Origin of the sequence: Mitsuaria sp. GD03876 (assembly GCF_029840635.1) — a bacterium.
Lineage (GTDB): Bacteria > Pseudomonadota > Gammaproteobacteria > Burkholderiales > Burkholderiaceae_C > Roseateles.
This window is the reverse complement of the sequence record NZ_JAOCCU010000027.1, coordinates 59,804-85,065: the sequence shown is the minus strand read 5'-3', so window position 1 is coordinate 85,065 and position 25,262 is coordinate 59,804. Positions and strand designations below refer to the sequence as shown.

22 protein-coding genes are annotated in these 25,262 nt (G+C 68.8%); 17 read left to right on the top strand and 5 right to left on the bottom strand.

Features of this window, described 5'->3' with window-relative positions; translation table 11 throughout:
- Nucleotide 1: 1 nt before the first annotated feature.
- Together N5D62_RS17625 and guaA are read left to right on the top strand one after the other, a co-directional pair.
- Nucleotides 2-1,186: an MFS transporter gene (locus tag N5D62_RS17625; RefSeq protein ID WP_279759171.1), complete on the top strand. Its 1,185-nt coding sequence runs from the start codon at nt 2-4 to the stop codon at nt 1,184-1,186.
- A 49-nt stretch (nt 1,187-1,235) separates the two neighbouring features.
- Complete coding sequence (guaA, locus tag N5D62_RS17620) at nt 1,236-2,840, top strand: glutamine-hydrolyzing GMP synthase (protein WP_279759170.1); 1,605 nt, start codon at nt 1,236-1,238, stop codon at nt 2,838-2,840.
- Between the two features lie 67 nt (nt 2,841-2,907).
- Here the strand turns inward: guaA and N5D62_RS17615 are convergent, their stop codons facing one another.
- A complete protein-coding gene (locus N5D62_RS17615) occupies nt 2,908-3,387 on the bottom strand; it encodes a type II toxin-antitoxin system VapC family toxin (RefSeq protein WP_279759169.1) in 480 nt (159 codons plus the stop codon).
- 28 nt (nt 3,388-3,415) lie between these two features.
- The gene (locus tag N5D62_RS17610) at nt 3,416-3,622 is read right to left on the bottom strand and encodes an AbrB/MazE/SpoVT family DNA-binding domain-containing protein (protein WP_279759168.1); all 207 of its coding nucleotides are present in this window, start codon (nt 3,620-3,622) and stop codon (nt 3,416-3,418) included.
- Between the two features lie 268 nt (nt 3,623-3,890).
- Here N5D62_RS17610 and N5D62_RS17605 point away from each other — a divergent pair, with 268 nt between their 5' ends.
- The gene (locus N5D62_RS17605; protein ID WP_279759167.1) at nt 3,891-4,637 is read left to right on the top strand and encodes an NIPSNAP family protein; all 747 of its coding nucleotides are present in this window, start codon (nt 3,891-3,893) and stop codon (nt 4,635-4,637) included.
- A complete protein-coding gene (locus N5D62_RS17600) occupies nt 4,634-5,185 on the top strand; it encodes a 2'-5' RNA ligase family protein (protein WP_279759166.1) in 552 nt (183 codons plus the stop codon). Before N5D62_RS17605 ends, N5D62_RS17600 begins: the two co-directional genes overlap by 4 nt.
- 94 nt (nt 5,186-5,279) lie before the next feature.
- Here N5D62_RS17600 and N5D62_RS17595 read toward each other — a convergent pair whose 3' ends face one another.
- Nucleotides 5,280-6,431 carry a DUF72 domain-containing protein gene (locus N5D62_RS17595; protein WP_279759165.1) on the bottom strand — a complete coding sequence of 384 codons (1,152 nt, stop codon included), beginning with the start codon at nt 6,429-6,431 and terminating at the stop codon, nt 5,280-5,282.
- Between the two features lie 48 nt (nt 6,432-6,479).
- Between N5D62_RS17595 and tadA the strand changes: the two genes are divergently transcribed.
- The 13 genes from tadA to N5D62_RS17530 all read left to right on the top strand — a co-directional run bounded on the left by tadA (nt 6,480) and on the right by N5D62_RS17530 (nt 23,500).
- Nucleotides 6,480-7,145, top strand: a complete 666-nt coding sequence (tadA, locus tag N5D62_RS17590) for a tRNA adenosine(34) deaminase TadA (protein WP_279759164.1) — start codon at nt 6,480-6,482, stop codon at nt 7,143-7,145.
- Nucleotides 7,142-8,155 (top strand): LD-carboxypeptidase, encoded by a 1,014-nt coding sequence (locus tag N5D62_RS17585; protein ID WP_279759163.1) that lies wholly within the window; start codon nt 7,142-7,144, stop codon nt 8,153-8,155. Before tadA ends, N5D62_RS17585 begins: the two co-directional genes overlap by 4 nt.
- A gap of 140 nt (nt 8,156-8,295) precedes the next feature.
- Nucleotides 8,296-10,626: an ABC transporter substrate-binding protein gene (locus N5D62_RS17580; RefSeq protein WP_279759162.1), complete on the top strand. Its 2,331-nt coding sequence runs from the start codon at nt 8,296-8,298 to the stop codon at nt 10,624-10,626.
- Between the two features lies 1 nt (nt 10,627).
- Nucleotides 10,628-11,611: an ABC transporter permease gene (locus N5D62_RS17575; RefSeq protein ID WP_279759161.1), complete on the top strand. Its 984-nt coding sequence runs from the start codon at nt 10,628-10,630 to the stop codon at nt 11,609-11,611.
- Between the two features lie 31 nt (nt 11,612-11,642).
- Nucleotides 11,643-13,088 (top strand): ABC transporter permease, encoded by a 1,446-nt coding sequence (locus tag N5D62_RS17570; RefSeq protein ID WP_279759160.1) that lies wholly within the window; start codon nt 11,643-11,645, stop codon nt 13,086-13,088.
- Between the two features lie 13 nt (nt 13,089-13,101).
- A complete protein-coding gene (locus N5D62_RS17565; protein WP_279759159.1) occupies nt 13,102-15,060 on the top strand; it encodes an ABC transporter ATP-binding protein in 1,959 nt (652 codons plus the stop codon).
- Between the two features lie 542 nt (nt 15,061-15,602).
- The gene (locus tag N5D62_RS17560) at nt 15,603-18,284 is read left to right on the top strand and encodes a TonB-dependent receptor (RefSeq protein ID WP_279759158.1); all 2,682 of its coding nucleotides are present in this window, start codon (nt 15,603-15,605) and stop codon (nt 18,282-18,284) included.
- Nucleotides 18,285-18,394: 110 nt separating this feature from the next.
- The gene (locus N5D62_RS17555; protein ID WP_279759157.1) at nt 18,395-19,096 is read left to right on the top strand and encodes a 2OG-Fe(II) oxygenase family protein; all 702 of its coding nucleotides are present in this window, start codon (nt 18,395-18,397) and stop codon (nt 19,094-19,096) included.
- A 577-nt stretch (nt 19,097-19,673) separates the two neighbouring features.
- Entirely contained in the window at nt 19,674-20,318 is a 645-nt protein-coding gene (locus N5D62_RS17550; RefSeq protein ID WP_279759156.1) for an ABC transporter substrate-binding protein, read from the top strand.
- Between the two features lie 100 nt (nt 20,319-20,418).
- Nucleotides 20,419-21,270, top strand: a complete 852-nt coding sequence (locus N5D62_RS17545; protein ID WP_279759155.1) for a MotA/TolQ/ExbB proton channel family protein — start codon at nt 20,419-20,421, stop codon at nt 21,268-21,270.
- Nucleotides 21,271-21,295: 25 nt separating this feature from the next.
- On the top strand, nt 21,296-21,724 hold the full coding sequence (locus N5D62_RS17540; RefSeq protein WP_279759154.1) for a biopolymer transporter ExbD: 429 nt from the start codon (nt 21,296-21,298) through the stop codon (nt 21,722-21,724).
- Nucleotides 21,725-21,736: 12 nt separating this feature from the next.
- Complete coding sequence (locus N5D62_RS17535; RefSeq protein WP_279759153.1) at nt 21,737-22,168, top strand: biopolymer transporter ExbD; 432 nt, start codon at nt 21,737-21,739, stop codon at nt 22,166-22,168.
- Between the two features lie 84 nt (nt 22,169-22,252).
- Nucleotides 22,253-23,500 (top strand): hypothetical protein, encoded by a 1,248-nt coding sequence (locus N5D62_RS17530; protein WP_279759152.1) that lies wholly within the window; start codon nt 22,253-22,255, stop codon nt 23,498-23,500.
- A 108-nt stretch (nt 23,501-23,608) separates the two neighbouring features.
- Here the strand turns inward: N5D62_RS17530 and N5D62_RS17525 are convergent, their stop codons facing one another.
- Nucleotides 23,609-24,367 carry a 3-hydroxyacyl-CoA dehydrogenase gene (locus N5D62_RS17525; protein WP_279759151.1) on the bottom strand — a complete coding sequence of 253 codons (759 nt, stop codon included), beginning with the start codon at nt 24,365-24,367 and terminating at the stop codon, nt 23,609-23,611.
- A gap of 154 nt (nt 24,368-24,521) precedes the next feature.
- Nucleotides 24,522-25,175 carry an adenylate kinase gene (gene adk, locus N5D62_RS17520; RefSeq protein ID WP_279759150.1) on the bottom strand — a complete coding sequence of 218 codons (654 nt, stop codon included), beginning with the start codon at nt 25,173-25,175 and terminating at the stop codon, nt 24,522-24,524.
- Between the last annotated feature and the right edge of the window lie 87 nt (nt 25,176-25,262).

Genomic DNA, 25,262 nt, shown 5'->3' with positions numbered 1-25,262 from the left:
GATCGACATGGTGTCGATCGGCCTGATCATCCCGGTGCTGCCGCCGCTGGTCGGAACCTTCACGACCACCGAGACCGGACACGTGCTGGCGCAGCTGGCGGTGGCGTTCGCGTTCGGTCTCGCCAACTTCTTCGGCTCGCCCATCCTGGGCGGGCTGTCAGACCGCTTCGGCCGCCGCAAGGTGATGCTGATCGGCTTCAGCGGCCTGGCGCTCAGCTTCTTCGTGACGGCGCTGGCCGACGCGTTGTGGATGCTGGTCGTCGTGCGGCTGTTCTCCGGCGCGATGCAGGCCAACGCGGCCGTCGCCAACGCCTACGTCGCCGACATCACGCCGCCCCAGGACCGCGCCAAGCGCTTCGGGCTGCTGGGCGCGGCCTTCGGCATGGGCTTCATCCTCGGACCGGTGATGGGCGGGCTGCTGGGCAGCATCGACCTGCACCTGCCGTTCTACGTCGCCGGCACGCTGGCGCTGCTGAACTGGCTGTACGGCTTCTTCGTGCTGCCGGAGTCGCTGGCGCCGGAACACCGCCGTCCCTTCGACTGGCGCAAGGCCAATCCGGTCGCGGCGCTGGGCCGCCTGCGGGCGCTGCGCGGCGTCGGGCCGCTGATCTACGTGATCGCCTGCTCGGGCCTGGCGCAACTGGTGATCCAGACCAGCTGGGTGCTCTACAACCAGCACAAATTCGGCTGGGGGCCGCGCGAGAACGGCTTGTCGCTGTTCGCCGTGGGCGTCATGTCGGTGGTGGTGCAGGGCATGCTGCTGCAGCCGCTGATGCGTTGGCTGGGCCCGAAGCGGCTGGTGCTGATCGGGCTGGCGACCTCGGTGGCGACCAACCTCGTCTGGGGCCTGTCCAGCGAGGGCTGGATGATGGTCGGCGCGATCTTCCTGAACGTCGCCGGCGTGGCCGCGGCGCCGGCAATGCAGAGCCTGGTCTCCAACGCCGCCGACGCCCGCACGCAGGGCGAGACGATGGGCGCGGTCGCGGCGATCAACAGCCTGATGGCGGTGATCTCGCCGGTGGCCGGCCTGGGCCTGATGGCGCTGGTGGCCGAACTGCCCAAGACCGACTGGCGCCTCGGCGCGCCGTTCTACCTGTGCGCGCTGCTGCAGCTGGCCTCGCTGGGCTTCGCGTGGCGCCACTTCAACATGGGGCCGCCGGCGCAAGCCGCCGCGGCCAAGGCCTGAGCCCACGCGCCGGCCGACCGGAATTCCCAAGCATCGCTAGAAGCTGACCATGCACGACAAAGTCCTCATCCTCGACTTCGGTTCCCAGGTGACCCAGCTGATCGCGCGCCGCGTGCGCGAGGCTCACGTCTACTGCGAGATCCATCCCAACGACGTCAGCGACGACTTCATCCGGTCGTTCGCGCCCAAGGCGATCATCCTGTCGGGCAGCCACGCGTCGACCTACGAGGACCACGAGCTGCGCGCGCCGCAGGCGGTGTGGGACCTGGGCGTGCCGGTGCTGGGCATCTGCTACGGCATGCAGACGATGGCGGTGCAGCTCGGCGGCAAGGTCGAGTGGAGCGACCACCGCGAGTTCGGCTACGCCGAGGTCCGCGCGCACGGCCACACGAAGCTGCTGGCCGGTGTCCAGGACTTCTCGACGCCCGAGGGCCACGGGATGCTGAAGGTCTGGATGAGCCACGGCGACAAGGTCACCGCGCTGCCGCCGGGCTTCACGCTGATGGCGTCGACGCCGAGCTGCCCGATCGCCGGCATGGCCAACGAGGACAAGGGCTACTACGCCTTCCAGTTCCACCCCGAGGTGACGCACACGGTGCAGGGCGCCGCGATCATCACGCGCTTCGTGCGCGACATCGGCGGTTGCAAGGGCGACTGGATCATGGGCGACTACATCGAGGAAGCCGTCCAGAAGATCCGCGAGCAGGTCGGTGACGAGGAAGTCATCCTGGGCCTGTCGGGCGGGGTCGATTCGTCGGTGGCGGCGGCGCTGATCCACCGCGCGATCGGCGACCAGCTGACCTGTGTGTTCGTCGATCACGGGCTGCTGCGCCTGAACGAAGGCGACATGGTGATGGACATGTTCGAGGGCAAGCTGCACGCGAAGGTGATCCGCGTCGATGCCAGCGAGCTGTTTCTGGGCCAACTGGCCGGTGTGACCGACCCGGAGCGCAAGCGCAAGATCATCGGCGGGCTGTTCGTCGACGTGTTCAAGGCGGAAGCCGAGAAGCTGAAGGCCAGTGGCCAGGGCCACAAGGGCGCGACTTTCCTGGCGCAGGGCACGATCTATCCGGACGTGGTCGAGAGCGGCGGCACGAAGACGAAGAAGGCCACGACGATCAAGAGCCACCACAACGTGGGCGGGCTGCCGGAGCAACTGGGCCTGAAGCTGCTGGAGCCGCTGCGCGAGCTGTTCAAGGACGAGGTCCGGGAACTGGGCGTCGCGCTGGGCCTGCCGCCAGAGATGGTCTACCGCCATCCGTTCCCGGGCCCGGGCCTGGGCGTGCGGATCCTGGGCGAGGTCAGGAAGGACTACGCGGACCTGCTGCGCCGCGCCGACGCGATCTTCATCGAGGAGTTGCGCAACACGCGCGACGAGGCCACGGGCAAGACCTGGTACGAGCTGACCAGCCAGGCCTTCACGGTGTTCCTGCCGGTGAAGAGCGTGGGCGTGATGGGCGACGGCCGGACCTACGACTACGTCGTGGCGCTGCGCGCGGTGCAGACCAGCGACTTCATGACTGCCGACTGGGCGGAGCTGCCGTACAGCCTGCTCAAGCGCTGCTCGGGCCGGATCATCAACGAGGTGCGCGGGATCAACCGCGTGACCTACGACGTGTCGAGCAAGCCGCCCGCGACGATCGAGTGGGAATGACCCCAAGTGAACAAGGGCCCTGCGGGGCCCTTGTTTGCTTCTGACGTTCCCTGGCCCTTGTCGCCACCTACGCCACGACCCGTCGTGCGCTCAAGCGGCCTGAGGTCGGCCAGCGCACCCAACGACCCTGCGGGTCGGTGCCGAGCCTGACCGCAGGCGCCAGGGAGCCTTTTGGATATAGCCGAACGCCCGGCAGGTCCGCGAAATCGGCGTCGCAGGTGATGAGTTCAGCGCGGTTTCGGCGCGCCGTCGCGTAGATGGCCGAATCCGCGGTCGTCAAGCCATGCGCTCTTCCAAGCCTCGCCGCGAGGAATGCGGTTTCCATGTCGAGCGGATGAACGGCACAACCGGTGGCGATCGACAGGATTTCATCCCGATGATGATCGTGGCTCTCTCGCCGCAGCCACTTCGCGAGCTCCAACAGCACCATCGTGGGAACGATGCATTGGTCTCCTTCGGGAAAGTCCTGCGCAAGGCTGAGCCCCAACGCTGTGTCCGACATCCACTCTATCCACGCAGAGGTATCCACCACTTGGCGCTTTTTCATTGAGACGTCTCCGCTCCGAGGTGGTGGCTCAGTACCGGTCACGGCCATTGCGATAGCGATCGGTCGATGCGCCGCGAGTGAGACCGCGTAGGTCGTCCAGACGGTGGCGACGGCGAATGAAAAGCCCCTGCCCGGATTCCACGATCACCAGCTCGTCTCCGGCCTTCCAATCGCACTTGTTCAGGAGTTCAGCAGGAAGGGTGATTTGCCCTTCCGTCGAAATGGTGGGGGTCATGGGGTGCGCTCCAAGAGTTGATGGTTGATATCGAAGGCCAGGGCCGACGACGAGCACGAATTCTTCGCCTCCAGTTCTCTCCCATCCACGACACCAACCGGTGCGCATGACGCCGCCGATCACGCGAAGCGGTGTTGCCGACCCTTGCATGTGCCGTTGAAGTTCAGCGCAGTCGGCGAAAGGGGCTTCCGCCCTTGCTGACACGCGATGTCAGCGCCCCTGCCCAGAATCGCCCGACCACTTCGATGCCCCGATCCAGGAGACCGCCATGACCGACGACCATCCCGTCTACGAACTGCGCCAGTACAAGATCGTCAAGGGCGAGCGGGATCGCTTCATGCGCCTGTTCGACGAGGCGTTCGTCGACTCCCAGGAGGCGGTCGGCATGCGGCTGTATGGCCAGTTCGCCGACCTCGACGATCCGGATCGCTTCGTCTGGATCCGTGGCTTCGACGACATGGCCGCCCGCGAGCGCACGCTCAACGACTTCTATTTCGGGCCGGTCTGGCAGGCCCGCCGCGGCGAGGCCAACCCGCTGCTCGTCGACAACGACAACGTGCTGCTGTTGCGCGATCCGTCCGGCGGCGCGGTGCCCGGGCGCATCGACATCGCGCGCGAGTCGCGCCGCGCGTCGCCAGGCACGGCGAGCGCGAGCCCCGGGCTCGTCGCGCTGCACCTGTGCTACCTCTGGAAGGACCCAGCCGATCCGGAGGACGGCTTCGCCGCCTTCTTCGACCGCGACGTCGTGCCCGTCCTCGAGGCCGCCGGCCTGTCGGTGATCGCCGGCTTCGTGCCGGAGCGTTCGCCCAACAACTTCCCGCGGCTGCCGGTGCGCGAAGGGGAGAAGGTCTTCGTCTGGATGACCCGCGCCGCCGATGCCGACGACTGGGCGCTGCGCTGGAGCGCCTGCCGGCATTCGGCCGCGTGGCGCGCGCTCGAGCCGCGCTGGCGCGACGCGCAGGAGCGGCCCGCCCAGATCCTGCGGCTGCGCCCCAGCGCGAGGTCGGCGTTGTGACCGTCCATGCGCTGTTCTTCTGCCTGCGGCCCGATCGCCCGACCGCCGAGCGCCTGAGCGTCCTGTCCGACGAGGTCGCCCGGCGCTTCGGGATGCGCGCGCGGCCGCCGCGCACTGAGCGGCTGCACGTGACGCTCCACCACCTGGGCTGGTACGACGACGAGACCGACCAGGCCGAGGCGATGGCCGAGGTGCGCCTGCTCGCCGAATCGGCCGCGGCCTCGCTGCGGCACGGCGCGGTCCGGGTCGATTTCGACCAGCTCCTGAGCTTCACCCGCAAGCAGCGCAACCTGCCGCTGGTGCTCAGCGGCGGCACCTGCCTCGACGAGGTGCGCGCGATGCGCGCCGCGCTGGGCGAACGCCTGCACGCGGCGGGCCTGCGGACCGATCCGCACTTCACGCCTCACCTGACCTTCTTCTACGACGACCATCCGGTCGAGCCGCAGCCGTTCATCGTGCCCGGGTGGACCGCGGACGAGTTCCTGCTGCTCGACAGTCTGCAAGGGCAGTCCACGCACGTCGACCTGGCGCGCTGGCCGCTGGTTTGATCGCCGGCGCGCAGGCCGCCGGCCTCCTCGCGGGCGCCACCCGCGAGCAGCGCACGCGTGCGCGTTCGGACGCGACGCGCGGCGCCCTGACGTGTCAGCGCGCGCCGGGTTCGACGATCTCGCGCGCCAGCGCCCGCAGGCTCAGCGGCGCCGAGCCCTCGGCGTGGTTGGAGATCGTCACGTAGGCCGGATGACCCGCCTCGGCGGTCGCACGAATGACCTTCGCCAGCACGGCCCGCGTCTCGGGATCGGGGTCGAGGACCTCGGCGTACTCGCCATACTTCTTCTCCGCGTCCTCGTAGCCGAACGGGCCATGGATCCGATGCAGGTTCCAGCGGCACACCAGCGGCCCAGGCCACATCGCGCGCAGCAGCGGCAGTTGCTCCTGGATCGGCGGCAGCTTCGGATGCAGCCCCAGGCAGTAGCGCGCGCCGCAGTCCTTCAGCACCGCGACGAAGTCCGGCGTCAACCACTCGGGATCGCGGACCTCGACCGCCACCACCGCCTCCGGCGCCACGTCGCGCACCGCGGGCAGGGCGGCCAGCATCGCGTGCAGCCGGTCGAGCTGCTCCGGCATCCGGTCCAGCATGCCCAGCGGGAGCGGGCTGAGCTGGAACACCAGCGCGCCGATGCGCGAGCCCAGGCCAGCCATGGCGGGCTCGAGGAACTCCTGGATCGCCAGCTTCGGATCGAGGAAGGCGGTGTTGGCCTGCCGGCCGCGGCCGTCCTCGGCGCGTACCTGCGCGTCGGTGATCAGGCTCGGCGCCTTCACCGTGAAGCGGAAGTCCTCCGGCACCTGCTGCGCGTAGCGCTCGTACTGGCTCGCGGTGAGCGACTGGTAGAAGCCGCGGTCGATGCTGACCGCGCGATGCAGCGGCTGTTGCGCGTAGGCGGTCAGGCCGTTGCGCGACAGGTTGGACTCGCCATGGCGGCCCGCCCACACGATGCCGTGCCAGCCGGGATAGCTCCACGACGACGTGCCGAGCCGGATCCGCGGCGACAACGCCGCCGCCAGCGCGAGCTGGTCGTCGTCGGGCGGTTGCGGCTGGATGCCGGCGCGCCGGCGTTTCGGAGCGCCGGCGGTGGCGGACGTGCTGCCGGCACCGTCGGCGCCTTCGTTCGCGTCGTCGCCATCGCCCTCGCCGCCGCCGCCGGCATCGTCGTCCGCGGCGGGCAAGGGCGCCGGCGCGCTCGGCGGCAGCTCGCCGAAAAGGTCGTCCTGATGGGCGTGGGGCTCCTGTTGCATGGGGCGGCAGCATAGCGGTGGCGGCTACACTGCCGCGCGAGTTTCCCCATGACCACAGCGTCCGACCCCCTTCATCCCGCCGACGACTACGCGATGCGGCTCGCCCTCGACCAGGCCCAGAACGCCTGGCTGGTCGGCGAGGTGCCCGTGGGCGCCGTCATCATGCGCGCCGGCCAGGTGATCGCCACCGGCTACAACCGCCCGATCACCACGCACGACCCCACCGCCCACGCGGAGATCGTCGCGCTGCGCCATGCCGCGCAGCTGCTGGGCAACTACCGGCTGCCGGAGTGCGAGCTCTACGTGACGCTCGAACCCTGCGCGATGTGCGCGATGGCGATGATGCATGCGCGGCTCAAGCGCGTCGTCTTCGCCGCGCCGGATCCGAAGACCGGCGTGGCCGGCTCGGTGCTGGACCTGTTCGCGCAGAAGCAGCTGAACCACCACACGGCGCTGCACGGCGGCGTGCTGGCCGAGGCCTCGGCCAAGCTGCTGCGCGAGTTCTTCGCCGAACGCCGCGAGGCCGCCCGCCAGGCGCGCGAGGCGCGCCGCCGGGCCGCCGTCGACAGCGGTCTCGACGCGGGACCCGTCGCGGACGCGCTCGACGCGATGGCCGCGCTGCCCGAGGTGCAGGAGTTCCCCGCGATCCCGGTCGGCGACGCGCACTACCTTTCCATGAACCTCGATCCCCCGCAGGACGACCCGCAGCGATGAGCTCCCTGACCCTCTACACCCCCTCCGGCGTCCTGGCGCAATCGCAATCGCTCAAGCGCGCGGCCAAGCGGCTGGCGGCGCTCGGCTTCGACGTGGCGATCGACGAATCGGCGCTCGCGAAGCACCAGCGCTTCGCCGGCGACGACGAGACCCGGCTGGCCGCGCTGCACCGCGTGGCCGAGGCCGCGCCGTCGGTGGCGCTGGCCACGCGCGGCGGCTACGGCCTGACGCGGCTGCTGGACCGCATCGACTGGGCGCTGATGGCGCGCAGCGTCGAGCGCGGCACCCGCTGGGTCGGCCTGAGCGACGTCACCGCGCTGCAGCTGGCGCTGCTCGCCCACACGAAGCAGACCAGCTGGGCCGGCCCGCTCGCCTGCGACGACTTCGGCCGCGCCGAGGCCGACGGCGGCGTCGACGAGATCACCCGCGACTGCTTCCTCGAGGCGATGGACGGCTCCCTCGAGGCCATCGGCTTCCGCACCGAGGCCGGCCTGGACGGCGTCGAGGCGCGCGGCACGCTGTGGGGCGGCAACCTCGCGGTGCTGTGCTCGCTGCTGGGCACGCCGCACTTCCCCAAGGTCAAGGGCGGGATCCTGTTCCTGGAGGACGTGAACGAGCACCCCTACCGCGTCGAGCGCATGCTGCTGCAGCTCTGGCAGGCCGGCGTGCTGGACGCGCAGAAGGCGGTGATCCTGGGCAGCTTCAGCGGCTGGAAGAAGTCGCCGCTGGACCGCGGCTATTCGATGAAGGCCTGCGTGCAGGCGCTGCGCGAGCGCGTGAAGGTGCCGATCCTGACCGGGCTGCCCTTCGGCCACGTGCCGACCAAGGTCTGCCTGCCCGTCGGCGCGAAGGCCGAGATGATGGTCGAGGGCCGCGACGTCATCGTCGCCTGGGGCCACGACCATGACCACGGCCACGACCATGGGCACGGCCACGACCATGGCCACGCGCACGGTGACGCCCATCACCCAGGCCACGATCACCACGGCCACGGCCCTCACGACCACTGACCGACGTCACAGGCGGCTGACGAACGGGGCCGCTATGATCCGCCCCGGCGTCGGCCGGCCCCCTCGGGCGCCCGGTCGTGGCAACAATCCGGCAATGCCGCATCAAGACGATGCGGCGTTTGCTTTTTGGAAGGATGACGATGTCGTCGGGGCTGTGGAACGCGTCGCTGCACGCGGCTGAAGGCTGGCGCGGAGCGCGGGCCCCGCGCATGGGCGCACGCCGGGCGGCGATGCTCGCGGGACTGCTGGCGGCGGCGCTGCTGGGCGGCTGCAACAACAGCCCGTATCCGGCCGGCGCGGCCAAGGACAACACGCTGTACCTGTCCTTCGACGAGCGCTCGCCGCGCTACCTGGACCCGACCGCGTCCTACACCGCGCCCGAGTCCGTCTACACCTACCAGATCACCGAGCCGCTCTACGGGTACCACTACCTGAAGCGGCCCTACACGCTGATCCCGCGCGCCGCGGCCGCCGTGGTGAAGCCGTACTACCTCGACGCGCAAGGCCGGCGCCTGCCCGACGACGCGCCGGCCGAGCAGATCGCGCAGAGCGTCTACGACGTGCCGATCCGCCCGGGCGTGAAGTACGCGCCCAGCCCGGCGTTCGCCAAGGACGCGCAGGGCCATTACCTCTACCACCACCTCGACGCCAAGGCGCTGGGCGACAAGCGCTCGCCCTGGCAGTTCGCGCAGCAGGGCACGCGCGAGCTCGAGGCCGAGGACTTCGTCTACGCGCTCAAGCGCCACGCGACCACCCGCGTCGAGGCGCCGATCTACGGCCTGTTCTCCGAGCACGTGCTCGGCCTGAAGGAATACGGCGCGCGGGTCCGCGAGGAAAACACCAAGCTGCTCCGCGGCCTGCCCGAGAGCGCGCCGGACAAGCCCTTCCTGGACTTCCGCCAGTGGCCGCTGGCCGGCGCCGAGGCGGTCGACAAGCACCTGCTGCGCGTGCGCATCAAGGGCAAGTACCCGCAGTGGTCGTACTGGATGTCGACGACCTTCATGTCGCCGATCCCCTGGGAGGTGGACCTGTTCTACGCCCAGCCCGGCATGGCCGAGCACGGCCTGTCCTGGAACCAGTGGCCCGTGGGCACCGGGCCTTACATGATGACGGAGTACCAGCAGGACCGCCGTCACGTGATGTCGCGCAACCCGAACTACCGCAAGGACGACCTGTACCCCTGCGACGGCATGCCCGACGACGGTCCCGCGGGCCGCCTGGCCGACTGCGGCAAGCCGATGCCGTTCATCGACAAGATCGTCGCCACGCTGATCAAGGAGCGGGTGCCGCGCAAGGAGATGTTCAAGCAGGGCTACCTGGACATCCCCGACCTGGAGCGCGGCGACTGGGGCGTCGAGTTCTACGCCGACGCCAGCGACTCCGCCGAGACCGAGGCCTTCTTCCAGCAGCGCGGCTTCATGTTCCCGCGCTCGACCGACCCGAACAACTGGTACCTCGGCTTCAACATGCTGGACCCGGTGATCGGCAAGGGCCGCACGCCCGAGGACGACGCCCGCCATCGCAAGCTGCGCCAGGCGCTGTCGATCGCGGTCGACTGGGAGGAGGGCTACGGCCGCATCTTCAAGAACCGCGGCGGCGTCGCCGCGTTCGGGCCGGTGCCGCCGGGCGTGTTCGGCTCGCGCGAGGCGCAGCCGGGCGCCTTCAACCCGGTCACCCACAAGCTGGTCAACGGCAAGGCCGAGCGGCGCTCGATCGAGGACGCGAAGCAGCTGCTCGCCGAGGCCGGGTATCCCGACGGCCGCGACGCCACGACCGGCCAGCCGCTGGTGCTGAACTACGACTTCATGCGGACCGTGACGCCCGAGGTCAAGGCCGAGAACGACTGGCTGGTCAAGCAGTTCGCCAAGCTCGGCGTGCAGCTGGACGTGCGCGCCACCGACTACAACCAGTTCCAGGAGAAGGTCCGGCTGGGCAAGCACCAGGTGTTCTGGTGGGGCTGGTTCGCCGACTACCCGGACGCGGAGAACTTCCTGTTCCTGCTGTACGGGCCCAACAGCAAGTCACTGCACGAAGGCGAGAACTCCGCCAACTACGAGAACGCGGAATTCGACCGGCTGTTCAAGCAGGTGCAGGTGCTGGACGACGGCCCGGCCAAGCAGCAGGTGATCGACCGCATGGTGGCGATCGCGCAGCAGGACGCGCCCTGGGCTTTCGGGTACTGGGCCTGGACCGGGCAGGCGTACCAGAGCTGGGTCCACAACGGCAAGCCCAGCATCGTGATCCGCGATCCCGTGCGCTACCACCGCATCGACCCGGCGCGCCGCGCCGCGCTGCAGGGCCAGTGGAACCGGCCGGTCTGGTGGCCGCTGCTGGTGCTGCTGGTCGGCGGCGTGGCGATCGCGTGGACGACGCGCGCCAGCTTCAGGAAGCGCGAGACCGCCACCGCGCGCGGCACCGCCGCGCCCGTCGCCGCCACGGCGACCGATGCCGCTCCGCGGGGAGCCGACTGAGATGTTCAAGTACCTCGCACGCAGGCTCGCCTACGGGCTGGCCATCCTGGTCGGCGTCAACCTGCTGACCTTCTTCCTGTTCTTCACCGTCAACACGCCGGACGACATGGCCCGGCTGAACATCGGCGGCAAGCGGGTGTCGCAGGAGCAGATCGACAAGTGGAAGGCCGAGCGCGGCTACGACAAGCCGCTGTACTGGGACGCGTCCAAGGCCGGCGCGGAGCAGGTCACCCACACGGTGTTCTGGGAGCGCTCGGTGTCGCTGATGCTGCTGAAGTTCGGCCGCTCCGACGCGCGCCAGGCCGTCGACATCGGCCACGAGATCAAGCAGCGCATGGGCGTGAGCCTGCAGCTGGCGGTGCCGATCTTCGTGCTGCAGCTGATCATCAGCGTGGCCTTCGCGCTGCTGCTGACCTTCTTCCGCAACTCGCGCATCGACTTCTGGGGCGTCGTGCTGTGCGTGCTGATGCTGTCGATCTCCAGCCTGTTCTACATCATCGTGGGGCAGTTCTTCTTCTCGCGGGTGCTGCGGCTGGTGCCGATCAACGGCTATGAGCCGGGCCTGGACGCGATCAAGTTCCTGGCGCTGCCGATCGTGCTGTCGCTGCTGTCGCGCCTGGGCGGCGAGGCGCGGCTGTACCGCGCGATGCTGCTCGAGGAGGTCGGCAAGGACTACGTGCGCACCGCGCGGGCCAAGGGCCTGTCCGAGCCGGTCGTGCTGATGCGCCACGTGCTGCGCAACGCGCTGATCCCGATCATCACCAGCGCCGGCGCCTACCTGCCTTACGTGTTCCTGGGCAGCCTGGTGTTCGAGAGCTTCTTCGGCATCCCCGGGCTGGGCGCCTTCGTCATCGAGGCGATCACCGGCCAGGACTTCGCCATCGTGCGCACCATGGTGTTCCTCGGCGCGCTGCTCTACATCGCCAGCAACGCGCTGATCGACCTGGTCTACACCTGGGTCGATCCGCGCGTGCGGCTGACCTGACGCGCGCGGCGCACGCACATCGAGATTCGACATGGGATTCAAGGTCGTCATCCTCTGGACCGACGTGGCGCTGTGGGCGATGTTCGCGGCACTGGGCTTCTACATCGTGCGGCTGGTCAGCCGCCCGCATCTGCGCGCCAACTGGCAGCGCGTGCTGCGCGACCCCGCCGCGCTGAGCGCGGGCGTGGTGCTGGCGCTGTTCCTGGGGCTCACCGCGCTGGACAGCCTGCACTTCCGGCGCGCGCTGGCCGACAGCCCCGCCGGCCAGCAGTTCTACGGCACCCGGACCGAGTCGGTGCTGGACCTGCTGCTGGCGCGCCAGATCGAGATGCGCGAGACCAGTTACTCCGCGCCGCTGGCGTACCAGGGCTTCACGCTGGACAGCGTCGCCCACGGCGCCGAGATCGTGCGCGAGTTCCCGCGCCTGGCCTTCGGGGGCGCGCACCTGCAGGACCCGCAACGCGACTGGGTCGGCGACGTGACGCGGCGCGCGCTGACGGGCCTCGCGCTGGGCGCGGCCGCCGCGGTGCTGGTCGCGCTGGCGATGGCCGCGGCGCTGGCGCCGCACCACGGCGGCTTCAAGCCCGCGCTGAAGGACCTGCTGGCCGACCGCACCCATGTGCCGTGGCGCGCGGCGCTGGCCACGCTGGCCGTGATCGCGCTGCTGGCCGGCCCGACGATCGCGCTGATGGGCCACTACCACGTCTTCGGCACCGACCAGACCGGCAACGACGTGCTCTACCAGGCGCTCAAGAGCATCCGCACCGCCTTCGTGATCGGCGCGCTGTCGACGCTGGCGACGCTGCCCTTCGCGCTGGTGCTGGGCATCCTGGCGGGCTACCTGAAGGGCTGGGTGGACGAGGCGATCCAGTACTTCTACACGGTACTGACCTCGGTGCCCAACGTGCTGCTGATCGCCGCTTGCGTGCTGATGGTGCAGGTCTTCCTGGACAAGCACCCCGAGGCCTTCGCCACCGGCGCCGAGCGCGCCGACCTCAAGATCTTCCTGCTGTGCGTGATCCTGGGCGTGACCGGCTGGGCGACGCTGTGCCGGCTGGTGCGCGGCGAGACGCTCAAGCTGCGCGAGGCCGACTTCGTGCAGGCCGCCACCGCTTTCGGCGTGCGCGACACGACGATCATGGTTCGCCACATCGTGCCCAACGTGATGCACCTGGTGCTGATCTCGCTGGTGCTCAACTTCTCCGACCTGATCCTGTACGAGGCGGTGCTGACCTACGTCGGCGTCGGCGTGGATCCCGGCATGAACAGCTTCGGCGGCATGATCAACCTCGCGCGCTCGGAGATGAGCCGCGAGCCGGTCGTGTGGTGGAGCTTCGCCGCGGCCTTCGGCTTCATGGTCAGCCTGGTGCTGGCGGCCAACCTGTTCGCCGACGGCGTGCGCGACGCCTTCGACCCGCGCGCCCGCAAGCTGCGGCCGCAGGTGCTGTCGCTCAAGAAGAAGAACGCCCAGGCCTGAGGAACGACGCGACATGTTGAAGATCGACGACCTCCACGTCCACCTGGACGCCGACGCCGGCCTGGTGCGCGCCATCGACGGCATGCGGCTCACGCTGGCGCAGGGCCACACCTTCGCGCTGGTGGGCGAGTCCGGCTGCGGCAAGAGCATGACCGCGCTGGCGCTGATGCGGCTGCTGCCCGACAACGGCCGCATCGCCGGCGGCCGGCTCGAACTCGACGGCCAGGACCTGTTCGACCTCAGCGAGGCCCGCATGCGCGACGTGCGCGGCGGGCGCATCGGGATGATCTTCCAGGAGCCGGGCACCAGCCTGAATCCGGTGATGAAGGTCGGCGCGCAGATCGTCGAGGCGATCGAGGCCCACACCCCGCTGCGCGGCGAGGCCGCGCGCCGCAAGGCCGTCGACTGGCTGCGCCGCGTCGGCATCCCCGAGCCCGAGCGCCGCATCGACGAGTACCCGTTCCGGCTCTCCGGCGGGCAGAAGCAGCGGATCATGATCGCCATGACGCTGGCGGCGGAACCCGACTTCCTGATCGCCGACGAGCCGACCACCGCGCTCGACGTCACCATCCAGGCGCAGATCCTGGATCTCCTCAAGGACCTGCAGCGCGAGCGCGGCCTCGGGCTGCTGCTCATCACCCACGACCTCGGCGTCGTCTCGGGCATGGCGCACCAGGTGGCGCTGATGTACGCCGGGCAGATCGTCGAGGTCGCGCCGGCGGACGAGTTCTTCGCCGCGCCCAAGCATCCCTATGCGCGGCTGCTGCTGCGCGCCTTGCCCGACGCGCAACGGCGCGGGGAACCGCTGGCCGCCATCCCCGGGACCGTGCCGCCGCTCTGGCAACGCTTCGACGGCTGCCGGTTCGCGCCGCGCTGCGATCGCGCGATGGTCCATTGCGCGACGACACCGCCCGCGCTGGCCGGCGTCGCCGATCAGCCGGTGGGGCATGAGGTGCGGTGCTTGCTCTATTCGGATGTGCGGGAGGCGTTGGTCTCCGCGTCCACGGTGGGCGCCGGGACGGGGAAAGCTGGCGACGCCGGTGTCCCCCTCCGCTCAATCTCCTCCGCACGCTCGGAATTCGCTCCGGGGGACACCGGCGCCGCCAGCTCCGCGCACCCGTCGACCCGCCTCCTCGAAGTGAAGGACCTGCGGGTACGGTATCCGCTCGCGCGGGGGATGTTCGGGGGGACGAAGCGGTGGTTCGACGCCGTCGGCGGCATCTCGTTCGACATCGAGGCCGGACGCACCCTCGCCCTCGTCGGCGAGTCCGGCTGCGGCAAGACCACCTCCGGCAAAGCCATCGTCCAACTCCTGCGACGCGTCGCCGTCATCCAGGGCCAGGCCTTGCTCCATCCGCCTTCCGGCAGCGATACGGGGCAGGGCGGGGCACCCGCGGACCTCTTCCAACTCGACGGCGAGGCGCTGCGCGACGCGCGCCGCCAAGTGCAAATCATCTTCCAGGACCCGTTCGCGTCGCTGAACCCGCGCCTGCGCGTCCAGGAAGTCCTCGAGGAAGGCCTGCTCGCGTTGCGGCCCGAACTGGACAGCCCCGCCCGGCTGGCACTGCTCCACGACCTCGTCGACCAGGTCGGCCTGCGCCGCGACGCGCTCGCCCGCTTCCCCCACGAGTTCTCCGGCGGCCAGCGCCAGCGCATCGCGATCGCCCGCGCCCTCGCCGTCGAACCCCGCCTGATCGTCTGCGACGAACCGACCTCCGCCCTCGACGTGTCGGTGCAGGCGCAGATCCTGAACCTGCTGCGCGAACTCCAGCGCAGCCGCGGCCTGTCCTTCCTGTTCATCACCCACAACATCGGCGTCGTCGAGTACATCGCCGACCACGTCGCCGTGATGCAGGCCGGCCGCATCCTCGAATCCGGCCCCTGCGACACCGTGCTCGGACACCCGCGAGAGGCCTACACCCGCACGCTGCTGGCCGCCGTCCCACGTGTCGAGCGCCGCACCATCGCCTGACCCGCTTCACCGGCCGGACACGGCCGATTCACCTTCCCCCAAGGGCCGCTTCGCGGCCCTTTTTCATGCGCGAAACAGCCGTGTCGAGGCGTTGCACCGTTCTGGTGCCGCACAAGGTTTCATTGCGGTACGGAGAAGCTTCTTCGAGCTCGAAACGGCCGGCTGGGCGCCTCTCCGAGTTCCTTCTGCACAGCGCTGGTGCGCTTGTTTAGTTGTCAAGGGCGAGGGCTGCACCAATTGATTATTAATGGTGCGATTTACGGCTTTTTACACTTGTAAAGGTCATGTCGAGGGCGTTGTTCGCGCGTCGCGTGGCCGCAACGAAGCGCGCGGATCGCCCTTTGGTGTTTACCCGCGAAAACCGCCCGGAAGAGGGGGAGCGCTGTCCCGCCTAGGGAGATTACGGGGGATTCCTTATCAAAGCGGACAAGAAACTGGCCCGGCCCAACCCCGGGAACAGCGCTCGGAGGGCGTTGGCCGACACCTCGGCCGCCCTGTGTTCCCGGGGACACAACACCTGTGTTTCTGGTTAAGGAGTCTTCATGTTCAAACGCAAGAGCATCAACCTGGCAGCCCTGCTGGCGCTCGGCGCCGCGGCGCTGCCGGTGGTCGCCCAACAGCAACTCGACCGCGTGGAAATCACCGGCACGTCGATCAAGCGGATCGACGCCGAAACCTCGCTCCCGGTCAGCGTCATCAGCCGCGACTCGATCAACAAGTCCGGCGCGTCCAACGTGCAGGAACTGGTCGACCGCCTGAGCTACAACAACGGCGGCGGCCTGGCGCTGGGCCAGTCCATCGGCGACGGTTCCGCCAACGGCCAGGTCGGCGCCTCGCTGCGCGGCCTGGGCCGCGGCCGCACGCTGGTGCTGCTCAACGGCCGCCGCCTGCCGGTCTATCCGTTCTCCGGCCAGGGCGTCGACCTGAACGCCATCCCGCTGGCCGCGATCGAGCGCATCGAAGTGCTGCGCGACGGCGCGTCCGCCACCTACGGCTCGGACGCCATCGGCGGCGTGATGAACTTCATCACCCGCAAGGACTTCCAGGGCGCCGACATCTCCGTCGGCCTCGAAATGCCCAAGTCGGTCGGCGACATCTTCTCGCTGTCCGCCGGCGGCGGCGTCGGTGACCTGTCCAAGGAAGGCTGGAACCTGCTGGGCACGATCAACTACCAGAAGTACGACCCGATCCGCGCGAAGGACCGCGCCTACGCCTCCACCGGCAACCGCCCCGACATCGGCGTGGTGAAGGACTCGGGCAACACCTTCCCGGCCAATACCTTCATCGCCACGACCGGCAAGTACGTGCCCGGCGCGTCGAACTTCCCGACCTGCGCGCGCCCGGATTCCTACCCCGGCGCGGCCAACTGCCGCTACGACTACACGCATTACATCGACCTGGTGCCCGAGTCCGACCGCTACGGCGCGTTGGTGAAGGGCACGTTCGCGGCCAACCAGGACAACACGCTGTTCGCCGAAGTCGCCTACAGCCGCAACGAGATCATCCTGGGTTCGTCGCAGACCCCGTCGACCACGACCGGCAAGGACGACTACCTCTATCCGGGCGGCGGCAAGTACTACCCGACCGCCGCGGTGGACGCGGTGGCCCCGGGCTACCGCGGCGACCTGGTCCTGGCCTGGCGGATGGTGGACGGCGGCCAGCGCCGCACCAAGGTGACCAACGAGGTGACCCGCACCGTCGCCGGCGCCGAAGGCACGCTGGGCGGCTTCGACTACAAGGCCGCGCTGGTCTACGCCGAAGGCAAGGCCCGCGAGGACTTCGTCAGCGGCAACTTCTCCGACGCGAAGCTGGTCCAGGCGCTCAAGACCGGCCTGATCAACCCCTGGGGCCCGAACGACGCCGCCGGCCTGGCCGCGCTCAAGGGCGCCGAGCTGTCCGGCAACAACCGCAAGTCCAAGACCAGCAACGCCGGCGGTGACTTCACGCTGTCGCGCGAGCTGTTCAGCGTCGGCGCCGGCAATCTGGGCGTCGCCTTCGGCGGCGAGTTCCGCAAGGAAAAGTACCTGGACGGCTACTCCGAGATCGCCGGCTCCGGCGACGTGGTCGGCGGCAGCGGCACGGCCGGCCGCGTGCAGGCCAACCGCGACGTGAGCGGCGTGTTCGGCGAAGCGAACTTCCCGGTGCTCAAGACCCTGGAAATCAACGCCGCGGTCCGCTACGACAAGTACAGCAGCACGCACGGCAGCTCGCGCGACGGTTCCTTCGACACGAAGGACCTGTCCTCGACCAGCCCGAAGCTGTCGGTCAAGTTCACCCCGATGACGGGCCTGCTGTTCCGCGCCTCGGCGGGCAAGGGCTTCCGCGCCCCGGCGCTGGACAACCTGTTCGCGCCGTCGTCGTTCACCAACTCGGGCGGCAACTTCACCGATCCCAACTACGACCGCATCAAGGGTTGCGCGGGCTTCCCCAACACCAACTACTGCGACACGCAGCTGACGGTGCAGAACAACAGCAACCGCAACCTCGAGCCGGAGAAGTCCAAGACCTTCACCGCCGGCATCGTGTTCGAGATGATCAAGGACACCACGATCAGCGTGGATTACTTCGACATGAAGATCACGAACGGCCTGCGCTTCCTGTCGGGCGACGACATCATGCGCGACTGGGAAGCGCACCGCGTCCCGGGCACCTTCACCAGCACGTCGATCTTCAATGACCGCCTGGTCATCGATCCGGCCACCGGCTACCTGAACTACATCCGCGCGTCGTGGGAGAACGTCGGCAAGCTGCGCACCGCCGGCTTCGACTTCAGCGCCCGTGCCCGCATCCGCACGGAGTACGGCTCGTTCACCCCGGGCTGGGAAGCCACGCTGCTGACCAAGAGCGAGGAAAGCATCGTCGGCACCGGCACCACCCGCGACAACCTGGGCAAGTACAACCTGGGCGGCCCGGTGGTCAAGCTCAAGCAGACCCTGACGCTGGACTGGGAGAAGGACAAGTGGGCGGCCTCGATCCGCTACTTCCGCCAGAACGGCTACGAGGACTACTCGCCGGGTCCCGACGTCAAGGCCTACGACCTGTTCGACGTGCAGGGCCAGTACCGCGGCATCAAGGGCGTGACGATCACGGCCGGCATCCGCAACCTGTTCGACAAGAAGCCGCCGGTCACCAACCAGGAAGACTACTTCCAGGTCGGTTTCGACCCGACCTACGCGGCGGTCCAGCAGCGTTCGTTCTACATCCGCGGCAACTACCGCTTCTAAGGCTGATCTGACTTAGATTAGCGTCCGGACACGGACCCCAGCAGGCCCCTTTTCGGGGCCTGCTTCCGTTCCGGACCCCGCAGTGCTGACCGCGGCACGACCGCACCACCATGGACTATCTGAACCCCACACTGGATTTCGCCACCCTGGGGCGCGCGCTGCGCACCGAGGGCAGGGTGCTGATCCGCGACTTCTTCGCCCCGGAGGTCGCCGACGCGCTGGACCGCGCGCTGCAGGCGATCGACTGGGAGCTGGTCTACCGCGACCTGGATGGCGACCAGCGCCTGACCGGCGCGCAGTTGCGGTCGCTGGCGCCGCAGCAACGGATGCAGCTCACCGAGGGCATCCACGCGGTCGCGCGCGAGGGTTTCCAGTTCTCGTTCTTCTCGGACTCGCTGGTGCGGGCGGTGGGCGACGGCCGGACCGACCTGCTGGCGCGCTTCATGCGCTGGATGGCGGGCGAGGAGTTCCTGTCGCGCATGCGCGAACTCAGCGGTGACGCCGACATCAACGGCGTCTACGCGCAGGCGACGATGTACTCGCGCGGTAACTTCCTGACCACGCACGACGACCATGTGGACCGCGAGGACCGCCGGATCGCCTACGTGATCAACCTCACCCGGCGCTGGCGGCCGGACTGGGGCGGGATGCTCCACTTCACGGCGGAGGACGGGTCGGTGCTCGACACCTACTTCCCGCACTTCAATTCCCTGTCGCTGTTCACCGTGCCGCAGCGACATTTCGTGTCCTACGTGCCGCCCTTCGCCATGGCGGAGCGCCAGGCGATCACCGGCTGGCTGATCGCCGCGTGAGGCGGGAACGGCGATTGCTCCGTTCGCACCGTAACGCTTTCGAGCCGATCTTGCGGGTTAGCCCTAGGCTTCCGGGCCGGGGTCCCAAGGGCCATACCAGTAGAATACCAGGGTCGGATGTCATGGCCTCCGGACGCCGTGTCCGCCGTAACTGGCGGTCACTCGTGCGAAGGGCGATGCGCGCATGGTGGGGCAAACCCCATGGCTTGCCGCTCGTGCATGTCGTCTATGATCGAGGTCGTGAAAGGAGGTCAGTTCTGTAGTTTTGCTACGGATTTTTGACCGATCCTCGAGACGCCCGCGGCCACAAGCTGACGGGCATTTTTGTTGAGTCGGGTTCGTATCGTGCCCTGGGTTTTCGAGTCTTCGTGTGTCCATCCTGCATTCGGCGGGTCGACGGTCCGTGGCGCTTCGGCGTCGTGGCACCTGTCGCTTCCGTCGCTCGCACAGCCGGCAAGACAGGCGCTGCTGACCCCAGGTTGCGGCGCGAACGCCTGATCCGACCAGACGCTGTGTTGAGTCGAACTCCCCTTGTAGCTTCGATGAAAGAAATTCGCAGTTTGATGAAGGAGCGCGCATGAACTTTGCGCAGGATAAAGGCGGTTCGTCGCGCCTGACGGGGTTCGGCCTCGTCATCTTGGTCCACGTCCTGATCATCGGCGCCCTGGCCAGCGGCCTGGCGACCAAGATCAAGGAGGCGGTGAAGGGTCCGATCGACGTCAAGGTCGTCGAGGAAAAGGTCAAGCCGCCGCCTCCGCCGGAGAAGGTCGTGCCGCCGCCCCCGGACATCAAGGCCCCGCCGCCGCCGTTCGTGCCGCCGCCCGAGGTCGTCGTGACGGCACCGCCGCCGCCGACGCAGACGGTGGCCGTGCAGTCGACGACGCCGCCGCCGGCCCAGGAGTTCCGGCCCGCGCCGGCCCCGGCCGCCCCGGCGCCCCCGGCTCCGCCGACCAACAAGGTCCGCTCCGCCGTCGGCAGCTGCACCAAGATGGGCAAGCCGGACATGCCGGCCCTCAACTGGAGCGGCACCGCGAGCTACAAGGCCACGTTCACCGTCAAGGCGGGCAAGGTGGTCGAGATCTCCCTGGCGACGCTACGCGGCGCCAACGACCGCAAGGCGGATCGCGCGCTGAAGAACGCGATCACCTCGGCCGTCTCGGAGACGTACGAATGCCCTGGCGACGCGATCCTGGAACAGGAATTCGTGTTCAACATGGAATGATCCCGGGCCCGTCCGACCCGCGATCGATCGAATACGGGGCGCCCGACGCGCCCCGGCCTCTCAACCTGAGTTCAAGACTTTTTGCGTAGGAGCTAACTCCATGATCTCTCGTCTGTCTGCCTTGTTTGCGGCCGTCGCGTGCGCCGCGACCCTGGCTGTCTCCCCGCTGGCCGCCCAAGCGCAGGACCAGGCTGCCTCGGCCGCCGCCTCCGCCGCCGATTCCGCCCCCGCTCCTGCCGACATCGCTCCCGCCGCCGTTGCCGAAGCGCCCGCCGCCAAGCCGGTCGACAACCCCTACAGCCTGGGCAACATCGTCGCCCACGGCAACGTGGTCGACCAGGCCGTGCTGGCCATCCTGGCCATCATGTCCATGGGCTCGTGGTACATCCTGTTCACGAAGCTGTGGGACACCTCCAAGATCGCCCGTGAAGCGAAGGAAGTCCGCGCCTCGTTCTTCAAGAAGGCCTCGCTGGCCGAAGGCATCAAGGGCCTGAGCGAGACCGGCGCGTTCCGCTTCATCGCCCAGACCGGCGTGGAAGCGTCGGACCACCACGAAGGCGCCCTGACCGAGAACATCGACCACAACACGTGGGTCACGATGAACATCGACCGCGCCGTCGGCGAAGTGAACTCGCGCCTGCAAGGCGGCCTGGGCTTCCTGGCCACCGTCGGCTCGACCTCTCCCTTCATCGGCCTGTTCGGCACGGTGTGGGGCATCCTGCAGGCGCTGACCCAGATCGGCGTGGCCGGTCAGGCGTCGATCGACAAGGTCGCCGGCCCCGTGGGCGCCGCGCTGATCATGACCGCCATCGGTCTGGGCGTGGCCGTTCCGGCCGTGCTGGGCTACAACTGGCTGGTCAACCGCAACAAGTCGGTGATGGGCCAGGTCCGTGCCTTCGCTGCTGACCTGCACGGCGTCCTGATGGGCAGCCGCAAGGTCGCAGGCCGCTAATCCACCGCAGTCCCGGAGACGCAATATGGGGATGAACGTAGGTTCGTCCGGTGGCGACGACGAGGTGGTCTCGACCATCAACACCACGCCCCTCGTGGACGTGATGCTGGTGCTGCTGATCATCTTCCTCATCACCGTGCCGGTGGTGACGCAGTCGGTGGGGGTGACCCTGCCGAAGGAGACGAACGTCGTCCGCGTCACCAAGCCGGAAAACATCGAGATCGCGGTGACCAAGGATGGCGACATCTACTGGGGCGTCCAGCCGATTCCGGATACGGAGACGCTGGTGTCGCGCCTGAAGAAGGTCGCGGTCCTGAACCCTCAGCCGGAAGTCCACATCCGCGGCGACGAGAAATCGCGCTACGAGAACGTGGGCAAGGTGATGGTCGCGTGCCAGCGCGCGGGCATCATGTCCATCAAGTTCGTCACCGAGCCGCCGGCTCGTGGTGGCTGAAGGAGCTGAAGAATGGGTATGAATGTCGGAAGCTCCAGCGGTGGTGACGATCCCGAAACCATGCTGGACGTCAACACGACGCCGCTGATCGACGTGATGCTGGTGCTGCTGGTGATGCTGATCATCACCATCCCGATCCAGCTGCACTCGGTCAACCTGGACATGCCGCCGCCGAACAACCAGACGCCGCCGACCGAACCGATCGTCCACGAAGTGGCGATCGACTTCGACGGCACGGTGTTCTGGGACGGCGCCGCGGTGCCGAACCACGCGGCGCTCGAGGCCAAGCTGGCCGAGGTCGTCGCGATTCCGGACCAGCCGGAAGTGCACATCAAGCCGAACAAGCTGGCCGAATACGGCTATGTCGCCAACGTGATGGCGTCGGCGCAGCGCCTCGGCGTCAAGAAGATGGCGATGGTCGGGAACGAACAGTTCCTGAACTGAGGCCGGGTGACCGTCTGATCGATGACTGAACGAAACGCGCTGCCCGCGAGGGTGGCGCGTTTTTTCTTCCAGGAGAGCAAGCGAATGAAACTCAAACTGCTGGCAACCGCTGCCGTCGGCGCCGCCGCGCTGGTGCTGGGCTCCACGCCCGAAGGCAGCCTGAGCGTCCTGTCCCAGGCCGCCGCGCAGGTGCGCCCCCAGGTGGGCGGCGCGCTCAAGGCCGCGTCCGACCTGCTCAAGGCGGGCAAGGCGCAAGAGGCCATGGGCAAGATCCGCGAGGCCGAGGCCGTCCCCGGCCGCAACGCCGACGAGAACGCGACGCTGGAAGGCCTGCGCCTGTCCGCCGCCTCGCGCCTGGGCGATGCCGACGGCATGGCCAAGGCCTATGACGCGCTGAGCGCCGCCGGCAAGATGCCCGCGGCCAACAAGCTGCTGACGATGGAAGCCATCGCCGGCACCTACCTGCGGGCGGGCAACGGCGCCAAGGCGCTGGAGTGGGTCAACAAGTACAACGCCGCGGGCGGCAACAGCCCCACGATGAAGCAGATCCAGAGCGCCGCCCAGCTGCGCTCGGGCGACGTGACCACCGTGCTCAAGGACACGCTGGCCGACATCGCCGCCGAGGAGAAGGCCGGCCGCGCCCCGTCGCAGGACAAGCTCAACACCGCGCTGTGGGCCGCCAACAAGAAGGGCGACGGCGCCACCGAGTCGGTGCTGATCCAGAAGCTGCTGAACTACTACCCGACGCAGAAGCTGTGGGCGCAGTCGCTGGGCACGCTGCAGAGCAAGAAGGGCTTCGCCGCCGGCCGCTACCAGGTCGACGTGCTGCGCCTGAGGCTGGTGACCGACAACATGCAGGGCGCCAACGACTACATGGAGCTGGCGCAGCTGGCCGGCGCCGCCGGTTATCCGGAAGAGGGCAAGAAGGTCCTGGACAAGGGCTTCGCCTCCGGCATCCTGAAGCCGACCGACGACAACGCCCGTCCGAAGCGCCTGGCCGATCTGCTGGACAAGCGCATCGCCGAAGCCAAGGCCGGCGCGGCCGCGGCCGAGACGGCCGCCCGCGGCGCCCGCGAGGGCGACGAACTGGTGAAGGTCGGCTTCGCGCAGGTGCAGCGCGGCCAGGCCGCCGCCGGCATCAAGCTGATCGAGGAAGGCATCGCCAAGGGCAACCTGAAGCGGCCGGACGACGCCAAGCTCTACCTGGGCCTGGCGCAGTTCCTGGGCGGCGAGAAGGCCAAGGCGCAAGCCACGTGGCGCACCGTCAAGGGCACCGACGGCTCGGCCGACCTGGCCGGCCTGTGGTCCGTCTACGCCCGCAGCGCGAAGTAAACGCCGCGCGCTGAAGCGACAAGGCCTCCCGGCTCGCGCCGGGAGGCCTTTTTCATGGCCGTCCCACAAGGAGGCCCGCCAGGGCCGCCGGGGCCGGCGGCCTTCGGCTCACTTCGGCGCCATGCGGATCGCGCCGTCCAGGCGGATCACCTCGCCGTTGAGCATGTCGTTGGTGACGATCTGGTGGACCAGCTTGGCGTAGTCCTCCGGGCGGCCCAGGCGCGACGGGAAGGGCACGCTGGCGGCCAGCGCGTCCTGCACCTCCTGCGGCATGCCGAACAGCATCGGCGTGCCGAAGATGCCGGGGGCGATCGTCATGTTGCGGATGCCGTTGCGGGCCAGGTCGCGGGCGATCGGCAGCGTCATGCCGACGACGCCGCCCTTGGAGGCCGCGTACGCCGCCTGGCCGATCTGGCCGTCGTAGGCCGCCACCGAGGCCGTCGAGATCATCACGCCGCGCTCGCCGGTGGCTTCCGGCTCGTTCTTGCTCATCGCCTCGGCGGCCAGGCGGATCATGTTGAAGCTGCCGACCAGGTTGACGGTGATGACCTTGGCGAAGGTCGCCAGCGAGTGCGCGCCGTCCTTGCCGACGGTCTTGGCGGCCGGAGCGATACCGGCGCAGTTCACCAGGCCCATCAGCTTGCCCAGCGACACCGCCTTGGCGACGACCGCCTGGCCATCGGCCTCCTGGCTGACGTCGCACTTGACGAAGGCGCCGTTCAGTTCCTTGGCCAGCGCCTCGCCGCGTTCGACCTGCAGGTCGGCGATGACGACGGTGGCGCCTTCGCGCGCCAGCATCCGGGCCGTGCCTTCGCCCAGGCCCGACGCGCCGCCGGTGACGATGAAGACCTTGTTCGCGATGTCCATGGGATGTCTCCTTCCACGTTGTCCGTGAGTTGTCGGGAAGTCCGCGCGCCGGCGGTGGCCGGAGGCGGAGTAGTTGCCGTTGACGTAAACGTCAATTGTCGGCGAAAAAATGGCGGCCCCGCGGGCCGCCGTCGTCCGGATCGGAGGCGCCGGATCAGCCCAGCGCGGCCAGCGCGCGGGCGGTGATCTCGTCGACCGAGCCGATGCCTTCGATGCGGCGGTACTTCGGCGCCTGCGCATCGCCGCTGGCGGCCCAGCTCGAGTAGTAGTCGACCAGCGGGCGGGTCTGCGACTGGTAGACCTCCAGGCGCTTGCGCACGGTGTCTTCCTTGTCGTCGTCGCGCTGGATCAGCGCCTCGCCGGTGACGTCGTCCTGGCCGGCGACCTTGGGCGGGTTGAACTTCGTGTGGTACGTGCGGCCCGAGCCGACGTGCACGCGGCGGCCGCTCATGCGCTCGATGATGGCGCTGTCAGGGACGTCGATCTCGAGCACGAAGTCCAGCTTCACGCCGGCCGCCTTCATCGCGTCGGCCTGCGGCAGGGTGCGCGGGAAACCGTCGAAGAGGAAGCCCTTGGCGCAGTCCGGCTGCGCGATGCGCTCCTTGACCAGTCCGATGATGATGTCGTCGCTGACGAGGCCGCCGGCGTCCATCACCTTCTTGGCCGCGACACCCAGCTCGGTGCCGGCCTTGACCGCCGCGCGCAGCATGTCGCCGGTGGAGATCTGCGGGATGCCGAACTTTTGGCAGATGAAGGCGGCCTGGGTGCCTTTGCCGGCGCCGGGCGCGCCAAGAAGAATCAGTCGCATGGGTCTCCTCGATAACGTGGAGAGGGCGCGCCGCACGGGTCGACGCGCCCTCGAAAACTGCGGGCGAGGATAGCACGCGCTGGCCTA

What these genes read in the sequence shown, in the direction of transcription:
- guaA (WP_279759170.1), top strand. Translation starts at nt 1,236, where the DNA reads ATGCACGACAAAGTCCTCATCCTCGACTTCGGTTCCCAGGTGACCCAG.
- N5D62_RS17615 (WP_279759169.1), bottom strand. Translation starts at nt 3,387, where the DNA reads ATGAAAAAGCGCCAAGTGGTGGATACCTCTGCGTGGATAGAGTGGATG.
- N5D62_RS17610 (WP_279759168.1), bottom strand. Translation starts at nt 3,622, where the DNA reads ATGACCCCCACCATTTCGACGGAAGGGCAAATCACCCTTCCTGCTGAA.
- N5D62_RS17605 (WP_279759167.1), top strand. Translation starts at nt 3,891, where the DNA reads ATGACCGACGACCATCCCGTCTACGAACTGCGCCAGTACAAGATCGTC.
- N5D62_RS17595 (WP_279759165.1), bottom strand. Translation starts at nt 6,431, where the DNA reads ATGCAACAGGAGCCCCACGCCCATCAGGACGACCTTTTCGGCGAGCTG.
- tadA (WP_279759164.1), top strand. Translation starts at nt 6,480, where the DNA reads ATGACCACAGCGTCCGACCCCCTTCATCCCGCCGACGACTACGCGATG.
- N5D62_RS17585 (WP_279759163.1), top strand. Translation starts at nt 7,142, where the DNA reads ATGAGCTCCCTGACCCTCTACACCCCCTCCGGCGTCCTGGCGCAATCG.
- N5D62_RS17580 (WP_279759162.1), top strand. Translation starts at nt 8,296, where the DNA reads ATGTCGTCGGGGCTGTGGAACGCGTCGCTGCACGCGGCTGAAGGCTGG.
- N5D62_RS17575 (WP_279759161.1), top strand. Translation starts at nt 10,628, where the DNA reads ATGTTCAAGTACCTCGCACGCAGGCTCGCCTACGGGCTGGCCATCCTG.
- N5D62_RS17570 (WP_279759160.1), top strand. Translation starts at nt 11,643, where the DNA reads ATGGGATTCAAGGTCGTCATCCTCTGGACCGACGTGGCGCTGTGGGCG.
- N5D62_RS17565 (WP_279759159.1), top strand. Translation starts at nt 13,102, where the DNA reads ATGTTGAAGATCGACGACCTCCACGTCCACCTGGACGCCGACGCCGGC.
- N5D62_RS17560 (WP_279759158.1), top strand. Translation starts at nt 15,603, where the DNA reads ATGTTCAAACGCAAGAGCATCAACCTGGCAGCCCTGCTGGCGCTCGGC.
- N5D62_RS17555 (WP_279759157.1), top strand. Translation starts at nt 18,395, where the DNA reads ATGGACTATCTGAACCCCACACTGGATTTCGCCACCCTGGGGCGCGCG.
- N5D62_RS17550 (WP_279759156.1), top strand. Translation starts at nt 19,674, where the DNA reads ATGAACTTTGCGCAGGATAAAGGCGGTTCGTCGCGCCTGACGGGGTTC.
- N5D62_RS17545 (WP_279759155.1), top strand. Translation starts at nt 20,419, where the DNA reads ATGATCTCTCGTCTGTCTGCCTTGTTTGCGGCCGTCGCGTGCGCCGCG.
- N5D62_RS17540 (WP_279759154.1), top strand. Translation starts at nt 21,296, where the DNA reads ATGGGGATGAACGTAGGTTCGTCCGGTGGCGACGACGAGGTGGTCTCG.
- N5D62_RS17535 (WP_279759153.1), top strand. Translation starts at nt 21,737, where the DNA reads ATGGGTATGAATGTCGGAAGCTCCAGCGGTGGTGACGATCCCGAAACC.
- N5D62_RS17530 (WP_279759152.1), top strand. Translation starts at nt 22,253, where the DNA reads ATGAAACTCAAACTGCTGGCAACCGCTGCCGTCGGCGCCGCCGCGCTG.
- N5D62_RS17525 (WP_279759151.1), bottom strand. Translation starts at nt 24,367, where the DNA reads ATGGACATCGCGAACAAGGTCTTCATCGTCACCGGCGGCGCGTCGGGC.
- adk (WP_279759150.1), bottom strand. Translation starts at nt 25,175, where the DNA reads ATGCGACTGATTCTTCTTGGCGCGCCCGGCGCCGGCAAAGGCACCCAG.